Here is a 10,460-nt window from a genome sequence, read left to right as displayed (position 1 = left end):
GCGCCCGGCGCCACCGCGCCCGGCGCCACCGCGCCCGGCGCCACCGCGCCCGGCGTCACCGCGGCCCGGTCCGCGGGGCCGGGCGCGATCTCCAGCCGGACCGTCTGCCGCGCGAGGGCCATGGTACGGAGCACCGTCGCCCGGTCCGGGCCGTGCACCGAGGCACTGACCGGGATGCACATGTTGTGGTGGGTGACCGGTACGTGGTCGCCGGGCCGGAACTCCACCAGAACATCGGCGACACCGGGCAGGGCGCGCAGCGCGTCCAGGCCGTGCACGGCAACGAGCGTGCCGGGCCCGTCGTCATTGCGGATGACCACGGAGCCGAGCACAGCCCTGAACCCGTGATCGCCGTCGATCATCCGCGGACGACGGCCCAGGTAGCACTCCACGGCGTCATGGAAGGGCCGCAGGCCGGAGTGGATGGTCCACATCGGCACCGCGGGCCCGCCCGAGAACCGGGGCGCCAGCTCGATCAGAAAGACCTCGTCGCCCTCGCACTTGACCTCGATATGGCTGGGCCCCTGGCGGACCCCGAACGCGTCGAGCACCTGCTTGACGAAGCACTCCACCCGGACGTGGTCAGGGTGAGCGCCGTCGATCTGGACGATGTCCCACAGCGGAAAGTCGTAGTCGCGGTCGTCGGGCTGCCGGTACTCCCAGATGTCGACGAGCCGGTGCGCGCCGCCGGCGCTGAAGACATTGACCGCGTACTCACGCCCGCGTACGTAGCGTTCCACCAGCCATTCGGTGAGCGGCCGGTCGAGCCTGTCCACCGTCAACGACCTGGCCGCCTCGTCCAGATCCGCCGGGTCACCGATCACCCGGACGCCATAGGACCCCGAGCCCATCGTCTGCTTCACCACGACGGGAAAGCCGATGTCCCGGGCGGCCCGCGCGACCGCGTCGAGGGAGGTGACCAGCTGGAACTCCGGAACGCTCACCCCCGTGCGCACGGCCCTGGCCCGCATCGCCCCCTTGTTGCGCCGCGCCCAGCCCAGAGCGGGGTCGTTGCCGGGCAGGCCGAGCCGCGCCGCGATCTCGTCCGCCAGATGGACGGTCGCCCCATGGGAGGGGACGACGGCCCGCAGATCCCACCCGGCCGCCCGGATCCGCCGGACGGCGTCGTCCACGCCGTCGGCATGGAGCGACCTCTCGCCGTCGGGGCCGTCGGGCGGGGGCGTGAGTGCGGACGGCGGACCCGTGGACAGCGAGACGACACCGAATCCCAGCTCGTGGATGGCGGTCCGGTAGGCGTGTCCGTTCCTGCTGTCGGCGGGGTCGACGAGCAGGATCACCGGGTCTGTCGATTCCACGGAAACTCCTTTGCGGCCAGGTGGATGAGGGTGGACCGAGCGGACGGGGGCGGGTGACCCGGTGAGCGGAGTCACCCACCCCCGTGCATGGCGTCGCGGGGCAGGCGGGAATTGTCAGACACGCCCTAGCGCGCGGCCATGGTGCGGGCGGCTTCGAGGACCATGTCCTCCGCCGGGTGGACCCGGTCGATGTCGGCGACCGCGGCCATCAGCTCGAAGACATCGACGTTGGCGATCTCGGCGCACCTGCTGAGCAGCGGGAAGAAGCTGGAGTGCGTCTGGGTGACACCACCGACGACCTGGTAGGTGCGGTCGTCGTGCAGCCGCTCCAACGGGCGGATCACGGACTCGCTCAGCTCCCCGAGCGCCCGGAAGTCGTAGGTGCCGCCATCGCCCCGGGTGTGGAGGGCCGCCGCGAACGCCTCGGTGACGGTGTTGCCGGCGCCGCGGCCGATACCGTCGAGCGTGGTGTCGACGAACCGTGCGCCGCCGGTCGCCGCCGCGAGCGAGTTGGCGTTGGCCAGGCTCAGGTTGTCGTGTCCGTGGAAGCCGAGCGGAATCGCCACCGACCGGCTGACCTTCTCGAAGAGTTCGGTGACGTCCGACGGCAGATAGCCGCCCACCGAGTCGACGAGATAGACGGTGTCGGCGCCGTACTCCGCGCACTGCCGGACCGCGTCCGTGACGCCGTCGGTGCCGAGCACGTTCGTCTTCATGAGATTGGCGAACGCCGTGATGCCGAGGTCCCTGGCGAGCGTGATGAACGCCTCGGCCGGCCCGACGGCGGAGATGTCCACGCCGACCCGGACGAACTCCATTCCGGCGTCAACGGCTCGCCGGAGATGATCCAGCTCGGCGATTCCGGGGATGCAGAACATCCCCCAACGCGCGCTCGTCAGCGTCTCGCAGGCGATGCTGAAGCACCGGGCATCGGGAACACGGGTGGTATGCGGCGTGCTCTCACCGGCGTTGAGACCCAGCCCATGACCCAATTCGATGAACCGGATACCTGATTCTTCAAGACCGCTGAGGACGCTCCTGATCGTACCCTCGGTGTACTGGAAATCCACCGCGTAACTACCGTCGCGGAGTGTGCAATCCAGGATTTCGACCTCGGGTGCTGGCTGGTCCTCGGTGATCTTCGGCGATGTTTTCGGCATTCAACACCTCAAACGGAGGAGTACGGGGAGGAGTGCGGGATCGGAGTACGGCATTGGCGTTGTTCCGACCCTAGCCACTAAATGCCGGGACCCGAGCGGCAGAAGCCCGGCAGAACAGTGCACACCCCTCCCGCCCAACTGCCTCCCCGGACAGCCAGGAATACCTTGCGGCACCCACAACCCCTGTGTAGCAATGGGCAGGCGATAGTCCACACGACCACAGACCCACCGCCGCAAAAGAAGAAGAGGCCACTCGATGGGAAAATCCCTCACCCGCAGCCAGGTCGGTTTCTACCGGGAACACGGATTCTGTATCGCCGACCGCATTCTCGACCCCGACAAGATCACCAGGGCACGCACCGTCATCGACGACCTCCTCGCCGGCCCCGACCTCACCGACATCGCCGAGACGGAACCCGAGGACAACACCCAGGCCCGCCGCATCTGGGCACCCACCTCACGCCACCCCCTCTTCGCCGACCTCGCCCACGACCCCCGCCTCCTCGACGCCGTGGAACAGCTCATCGGCCCCGACATCGTCCTGCAATACACCAAGCTCAACGTCAAACCGCCCCGCGTCGGCAGCGTCGTCGAATGGCACCAGGACTTCGCCTTCTACCCCCACACCAACACCGACCTCGTCGCCACCCTCATCTACCTCGACGACGCCACCACCGACAACGCCTGCCTCAAAGTCATCCCCGGCTCCCACCACCACGGCCTCCTCCCTCACGAGACGGACGGCCACTTCGTCGGCAAAACCCAACCACCCCACCCCACCGACCCCACCGACTGCGAAGGACCCGCAGGAACCATCGTCTTCATCCACCCCCTCCTCCTGCACTCCTCCGAGAAAAACCTCTCCGACACCTACCGCCGCGTCTTCATCCCCTCCTACCGAGCCGCCGACGCCCTCCCCATCTACTACGGCCCCCACGCCGCCCACAACGAACCGAACGCCACCCTCGTACGCGGCACCCCCGCCCGCACCGCACGCACCCAGCCCGGCACCTGGCAACTCCCCTTCGCCCAAGCCGAATTCAATTCCCTCTACCAGATCCAGGAAGGCTCACACACCACCCAACCCACCAAAACCCCCACCGGATACTTCACCCACGAAACCGACACGGACAACGGCCGCCAGCCGCAGGGAGCATCGTGACCAGCCCATCAGGTGGAACACCCGCGGTTGTCCTGATGGATCCCTGCGGACCGAGCATGGGTTTCAAAGCCCAGGCCGCCGAGCGCGGGCTGGCCGTGATCTCCGTCTACACGATGCCCCGCGAGCATCTGCACAGCCGCTACCCCGGCCACACGGCCGGGGACACGGTCAGCCGGTATGCCACGGAACTCGATGACATCCGGGCCCAGCTCGCCGAGCTGGGCGCCGATATCCGTGCCGTGGTGCCCGCGTCCGACATCGCCGTGGACAAGGCGGACACACTGGCCGAGGAGTTCGGCCTGCCGGGCAATGGCGCCCGGCTGGCATCGGCCCGCCGGGACAAGTCCGTGATGCGGGAGACCGCCGCGCGGGCGGGGATTCGGGTTCCTCGCCACGCGAGGGTCGAGGACGCGGCCGGGATCGCCGATGCCGCGCGTGCTGTGGGATTCCCCGCGATCGTCAAGCACACGACCGGGGCCGCGTCGCACGGTATCCGGCTGCTCGGCCGGCCGCGGGACGCCGAGGATCTCTCGGCGCTGCACCGGACCGACCACTTCGGACGGCCGGTCGAAGCCTGGCTGGTCGAGGAGTATGTCCGGGGCCGGGAACTGGGCGTGAACTTCTTCTCGCACAACGGCACGCACCACATCCTGGACATCTGGGAGTACCGGCAACCCGACGGCCGCGACTACTCGTTCCCCTACTACGAGTGGGCGCAGCTCTCCGTGGACGACCCCGACTGGCACACCGCCGTCGACTATGTGCGCCAGGTGCTCGACGCGTTCGGTGTGCGTCTGGGTCCCAGCCATACGGAGATCAAGATCTCGGGCGGTGAGGCGTACCTGATCGAACTGGGTGCGCGTCTTCCCGCCTATCCCATGATCGACGCGTGGATCGAGCACAGTGATCTCGACCCGCATCGGCAGGCACTGGCCAGCCGGCTGGGCGAGGTGCCGAAGATCGCGAACGAGCCGGTGAAGTTCGACGGTTTCTGCGGCGCGAACGCCATTCGCAATGACGGGCCGCCCGGCCGACTGGTGGAGATCCGCGGGCTGGACGAGGTGGAGCGACTGCCCGGCGTGGACAAGCTGGTGGTGCGAAGTCAGGCGGGTGATCTCGTGCCGACGACCGACAGCATACGAACCATTCCGCTCCGGGTGAGTGTTTCCGCGCCGGACCGGCCCCAGTTGCTCCGCAGAATGGCCGCGGTCCGCGACGCGGTGGAACTCGTGATGGAACCGGTTCACTGATCCCGTTGTCGGCAGAGACCGATCTGGCGAAAGTTGCGGAACGCATGAAGTTATTCTCCTCGTACACCCAGCTGTTTGCCTTGCCGAAATTTGGTGTGTCCCTCTTGGCGGCTGCCGCGGGCAAGCTGAAGGTGGGGATTTCCTCGGTCGCCCTGCTGCTGGCGATCGAGCACTACCGGGGTTTCCATCAGGCGGCCATCGTGGTCGGGGTCTCCGCGCTGGCCGGAGTCACCGTCCCGTTGCGGGGCCGGCTCATGGACCGGTACGGCTTCGCCCCGGTGATGTGTCCGGCGCTGGCCGTCTATCTGGGCGCGCTGACCGTCCTGATGTTCAACGAAGGCACGCGGGGACCCTTCGCCACCACATTGGTCTGTTCCTTCGTCGCGTCGGCGTCGATTCCACCCATCCAGATCGTGACCCGGCTGATGTGGCGTGAAATGACCAGCGGTGAACTCCGCACGACCGTCCTGTCACTGGACGCGGTGCTGACCGACGCGGGATACATCGTGGGTCCGACCATCGCCGCCTTTCTGGTGGTGGCCGTGGCGCCCTGGGCCGGTCTGGCCGCCGCCGCGGTGCTGACCACCGGCGCGACCCTCCTCATGCTCACCCGCAGGCTGCCCCACCGGCGTCAGCGGCCGTCGTCCGCGCGGCGCGCGTGGCTGGGCCCGCTGCACGACCGGGCGTTGCGCAGGACCCTGCTGGGGGTGGTGTGCTTCTTCATGGCGGTCCGCGCGATCGAACTGGCCTTTCCGGCCTGGGCCGCCCAGCACAACGCGCCGCTGATGGCCGGAGTGCTGCTCAGCTGTATGTCGGTGGGCAGTGTGGCGGGCGGTCTCGTCCTGGGGGCGTTGCCGGCGCGCAGGTCGGTCCGGATCACGTTCCCCGTGACGCTGGCCGTGCTGTGTCTGGGGACCCTGCTGGTGGCGGCGGCCAGCTTCACCTGGACGGCGGTCCTGGTCGTCGCCGCGGCGCTGATGGGGATCGCGGTGGGGCCCAGTTTCGTGGCCCTGTACGCGACGGTCGGTGATCTCGCCCCGCCGGACATGGCCACGGAGACCCAGGCGTGGATCAGTTCGTTCGTGTCGCTGGGCGGCGCCGCGGCGGCGGTGGTCAGCGGGGTGGTCATCCCGATGTCGGGGCCCGGGGCGCTGCTCGTGCTCGCGGCGGTGTCCCTCGCCGTCGCGTCCGGGGTGGCGCGTCTGCCGGTGCAGGAAATGCGGTCGAGGCCGGAACAGGCGCCCGGGGCCGACACCCCTCGCGCCGTGAACACGGGGGCGCTGTGACTCGTCAACGAGTAGTTCTGCTGAGCCACATCGGCTATGACGCATACCGGCATGACGACGGCAGCCCGTTCTTCCCTCCGGACGAATTCGACATCACCCTGCTCGCACAACCCCGCGACCTCGCCCAGGGGACTCCCGAGGGGGTGAGTCGCTGTGTCCCGGTGGACATGCTTCCCTCGGGCGGGCTCGCCGTGCCGCTGCCCCCGCTGGTCCATGACCTGGCGTTCGACTGGGTGGTGGCGACCCGGGAGCGGCTGCTGCTGCCGGCCGCGCGGCTGCGCGAGGCGAGGGGGATCGGCGGAATGGGGACGGAGCACACGCTGCTGCTGCGCGACAAGGCGGCGATGAAACGCCACTTCGCGGCGCACGGGATCCGGGTTCCGGAGTTCATGGAGATCTCCGAACCCCTCCAGGCGGCGGAGTTGCTCGACAGGTTCGGCCGGATCGTCATCAAGCCTGTCCTCGGTTCCTCCTCCATGGACGTGCACATCGTCCGGGACCGGAACGAGCTGATGAGTCTGCACCGGCGAGGACTTCCCGGTCCGGACCGCTACGAGGCCGAGGAGTTCATCCCGGGCCGTCAGTTCCACATCGACAGCGTCGTCAGGGACGGCGTGCCCGTCGCGGCCTCCGTCTCGCGGTATCTGGACTCGCACGAGTCGTTTCCGCTGGATGGGCAGATCCGGTCGCACACCCTCGATGACGGGCCCGATCTCGACCTCCTGCTGGAGTTCAACCGTGCGGTGCTCGGCTGTATCGACTGGTTCGGCGGCGCCACCCATCTCGAAGTGTTCCTCGACGATCGAGGCGGGCCGGTGTTCTGTGAACTGGCCGGCCGTCCCGGCGGCGCCGGAATAGAGACCACGTTCGAGTACCGCCATGGTGTGTCGCTGCTGCTCGCCAGCGTCCTGCCGCAGATCGGCCGCACGGTCCCGGTCCCGGACAACGGCGGTCAGGCCCGAATGGATCAGCCGGCTACCGGCTGGTCCATGATCTACCCGCCGAGACTGGGGCGCTTTCGCGGGTTCGACGCGCGGCCCCGGGCCGATTGGCTGCTGCGGCTCGCGGCGCCCTACCGGCCGGGCGAACTCGTCAGAGAACCCAGGCAGGCGAAGGACGCCATCGCGATCGCGTCCGTCCGCGGCAAGGACGCGCAGGACGTCGTCGGCCGCCTCGCCGAGGTCAGGACTGAGACCGTCGTGTCCATCACGCCGGACTGAAGCCGTGGCACACGGCCGAGGCACTGCCGCCGTGCCACTTCCCTGAAAGCGGGCTCGGGAAGTCGGCGGGCGGGGCAGAAGTCACCGGCTCGCCGCCGCCGAGGTCGAGCACCCTGGCGGCGGCGACGTCCTGCTGAAGAAACCGGTGCCCGGACAGCCGCCATCGGCGATCGTGCGGGTCCTGGGCCGGCCATCGCCCTCGGCCACCGCGCCCACTTCATGCCGGAGGCGGGGAAGAAGGGCCGCAGGGCGATCGATACCCTGCCGGAGCAGCCGACGAGGGCGTCCCTGAACGCCGCCGACCGGTTTCGTCCGGCGGCCGAGACAACGAGGTGAGAGCCCGCATGTTCACCACCCGCCCCACTCTGCAAGGCACCTTCGGCATGGTCTCCTCCACCCACTGGCTGGCCTCGCAGTCGGCCATGGCCGTGCTGGAGGACGGGGGCAACGCCTACGACGCGGCGGTGGCGGGCGCCTTCGTACTGCATGTGGTCGAGCCCCATCAGAACGGGCCCGCGGGCGAGGTGCCGATCCTGCTCGCGCCCGTGGGTGGCGAGGTGCGCGTGCTGTGCGGACAGGGCGTGGCCCCGGCCGGCGCCACCGTCGCGCACTACCGGGGGCTCGGCCTCGGCCTGGTCCCCGGCACCGGCCCCCTCGCCGCCGCCGTGCCCGGCGCCTTCGACGCCTGGATGCTCCTGCTGCGCGACCACGGGACCAAACCCCTCGCCGACGTGCTGAAGTACGCCATCGGGTACGCCGAGGACGGGCACCCGCCGGTGGAGGGCCTCGGGGCGACCGTGGAGTCCGTACGGGAACTGTTCGAGACGGAGTGGACCTCCTCCGCGGACGTGTACCTGCCGGGCGGCGAGGCGCCCAGCCCCGGCGCGCTGTTCCGTAATCCGGCGCTCGCCGCGACCTGGCGGCGCCTGATCGCCGAATCCGGCGCCGCGAGCGGCCGGGAGGCCCAGATCGAGGCCGCCCGCGAGATCTGGCGGTCCGGCTTCATCGCCGAGGCACTGGTACGGCAGTCCGCGCGGCCCACCCTGGACACCAGCGGCGAGCGCCACACCGGCACCCTCACCGCCGAGGATCTCGCCGCCTGGTCCGCGAGCTACGAGGCGCCGGTCACGTACGACTGGAACGGCTGGACCCTGTGCAAGGCCGGCCCCTGGAGCCAGGGCCCGGCGCTGCTCCAGCAACTCGCGCTGCTGCCGCCCGAACTGCCCGCGTACGGCTCGGCGGAGTACGTCCATCTGCTCATCGAGGGCTGCAAGCTCGCCATGGCCGACCGGGAGGCGTGGTACGGCGACGCGGCCGAGGTACCGGTGAGCGAACTGCTGTCGCAGACGTACAACGCGCAGCGGCGCGGGCAGGTGGGGGACAAGGCGTCCTTCGAGCTGCGGCCCGGGAGCCCGGCGGGGCGGCCGCCCCGGATGAGCCCGGCGGCGGGGGCGGTCGTGGACGGCCGGCCGGGGTCCAGCCCCATGGGGGTGGGCGATCCGACCCTGGGCCCCGCCCCGGGTGAGCCCGCTGTCTCCCGCGACGGGTCCACCCGGGGCGACACCTGCCACCTCGATGTCGTCGACCGCTGGGGCAACCTGGTCGCCGCCACCCCCAGCGGCGGCTGGCTCCAGTCCAACCCCGTCATCCCCGAACTGGGATTTCCGCTCGGCACCCGGTTGCAGATGACCTGGCTGGCAGAGGGACTGCCCAACACCCTCACGCCCGGCCGCCGCCCCCGTACCACCCTCACCCCGTCCCTCGCCCTGCGCGACGGCGTCCCGGTACTGGCCTTCGGTACGCCCGGCGGGGACCAGCAGGACCAGTGGCAGCTGCACTTCTTCCTGTCCCTCGCCCTGCGCCCCCCGGTCCGCGGCGGACTCGACCTCCAGGGCGCCATCGACGCCCCGAACTGGCACAACGACAGCTTCCCCAGCTCCTTCTACCCGCGCGGCACGCTCCCCGGCAGCGTGACCGTCGAGTCCCGGATGCCGCCGGAGGTGGTCGCCGAACTCCGCCGCCGGGGGCACGAGGTGACGGTCGAACCCGCCTGGTCCGCCGGACGGCTCTGCGCGGTCGCCCGGGACCCGGAGACCGGCGTGCTGTCGGCCGGCGCCAACGCGCGGGGGATGCAGGGGTATGCGGTGGGCCGGTGAGCCGGCCGGCATCCCGTCCAGTTCATCCGCGTTTGTCTATTTCCGTGCGTTCATCCCGATTCCACCGTGAGTACACAATCCCGGCGGGGATTGTCAGTGGCACGTGTTCTCATGGAGGGCATGAGCGACAACCTGGAAACCATCGACGAGTTTCTCGCACGGCATGCCGGTGATGTGGCGGACGCGATCCGCAAGGCCGCCGCGGCCGAGATCCTCCCCCGCTTCCGCCGCCTCGCCGACCACGAGGTCGACCAGAAGAGCGGCCCGCACGACCTGGTGACGGACGCCGACCGCAATGCCGAGCTGTTCCTCACCGAGGCCCTCGGCGAGCTGCTGCCCGGCTCGGTCGTGGTGGGCGAGGAGGCGGTCCACGCCAACCCCGCGTCGTACGACGCGATCCGCGGCGACGCCCCGGTCTGGATAGTCGACCCCGTCGACGGCACCCGCCAGTTCGTGCGCGGCGAGGACGGCTTCTGCACCCTGGTCGCACTGGCCCGCGGGGGAGTGCTGCTCGCGTCCTGGACCTACCTACCGGCCCGCGATCAGCTCGCCGTCGCGATCCGTGGACAGGGCGCCCACCTCGACGGCGAGCGGCTGCGCGCCGGATCGCCCGAGCCCGGCCGAGACCTGCGGATCGCCACATCCCACCCGGACTACACGACCGACGAGGAGAAGCGAGCGCTGCTGGGACTGCGGACGGACGGCATCGCCCCGCGCCCCTGCGGCTCGGCCGGCCTGGAGTACCTCGCCGTCGCCCGGGGTGAGCTGGACGCCGTGGCCTTCTCCTGGGAGGCCGCCTGGGACCACGCGGCGGGGCTGCTGCTGGTGGCCGAGGCGGGCGGCACCCAGCTGACCCGGACCGGCGAGCCCTTCCGCATCACGGGCGGCAACGCCCTGCCGTTCACGGCCG

At 70.2% G+C, this 10,460-nt stretch carries 8 protein-coding genes; 6 read left to right on the top strand and 2 right to left on the bottom strand.

All coding sequences use genetic code 11. The features are described 5' to 3' along the window. A partial coding sequence (locus ACFRFC_RS33195) for an ATP-grasp domain-containing protein (RefSeq protein WP_383112676.1) occupies window positions 1–1,316 on the bottom strand: 1,316 nt, incomplete at its 3' end. Window positions 1,317–1,441: 125 nt separating this feature from the next. Continuing rightward, window positions 1,442–2,476, bottom strand: coding sequence for a hypothetical protein (locus tag ACFRFC_RS33190; protein WP_382692194.1), 1,035 nt, complete (start codon window positions 2,474–2,476; stop codon window positions 1,442–1,444). A 256-nt stretch (window positions 2,477–2,732) separates the two neighbouring features. Here ACFRFC_RS33190 and ACFRFC_RS33185 point away from each other — a divergent pair, with 256 nt between their 5' ends. From ACFRFC_RS33185 to ACFRFC_RS33160, 6 genes are all read left to right on the top strand, one after another. Further along, window positions 2,733–3,638 (top strand): phytanoyl-CoA dioxygenase family protein, encoded by a 906-nt coding sequence (locus ACFRFC_RS33185; protein WP_382692193.1) that lies wholly within the window; start codon window positions 2,733–2,735, stop codon window positions 3,636–3,638. Between the two features lie 56 nt (window positions 3,639–3,694). Then, window positions 3,695–4,888, top strand: a complete 1,194-nt coding sequence (locus tag ACFRFC_RS33180; protein WP_382692192.1) for an ATP-grasp domain-containing protein — start codon at window positions 3,695–3,697, stop codon at window positions 4,886–4,888. Window positions 4,889–4,992: 104 nt separating this feature from the next. Further along, window positions 4,993–6,174, top strand: a complete 1,182-nt coding sequence (locus ACFRFC_RS33175; protein WP_382692191.1) for an MFS transporter — start codon at window positions 4,993–4,995, stop codon at window positions 6,172–6,174. Continuing rightward, window positions 6,171–7,394, top strand: coding sequence for a hypothetical protein (locus tag ACFRFC_RS33170; RefSeq protein ID WP_382692190.1), 1,224 nt, complete (start codon window positions 6,171–6,173; stop codon window positions 7,392–7,394). Before ACFRFC_RS33175 ends, ACFRFC_RS33170 begins: the two co-directional genes overlap by 4 nt. Before the next feature lie 344 nt (window positions 7,395–7,738). Beyond that, window positions 7,739–9,550, top strand: a complete 1,812-nt coding sequence (locus ACFRFC_RS33165; RefSeq protein ID WP_382692189.1) for a gamma-glutamyltransferase family protein — start codon at window positions 7,739–7,741, stop codon at window positions 9,548–9,550. Between the two features lie 120 nt (window positions 9,551–9,670). Next, window positions 9,671–10,460, top strand: a 790-nt coding sequence (locus tag ACFRFC_RS33160; protein WP_383112675.1) for an inositol monophosphatase family protein, incomplete at its 3' end; no start/stop codon positions are given.

It is taken from the genome of Streptomyces sp. NPDC056734 (assembly GCF_042790455.1).
Classification (GTDB): Bacteria; Actinomycetota; Actinomycetes; order Streptomycetales; family Streptomycetaceae; genus Streptomyces.
Note: the sequence above shows the minus strand (reverse complement) of the source record. Positions and strands in the feature narration are given on the sequence as shown.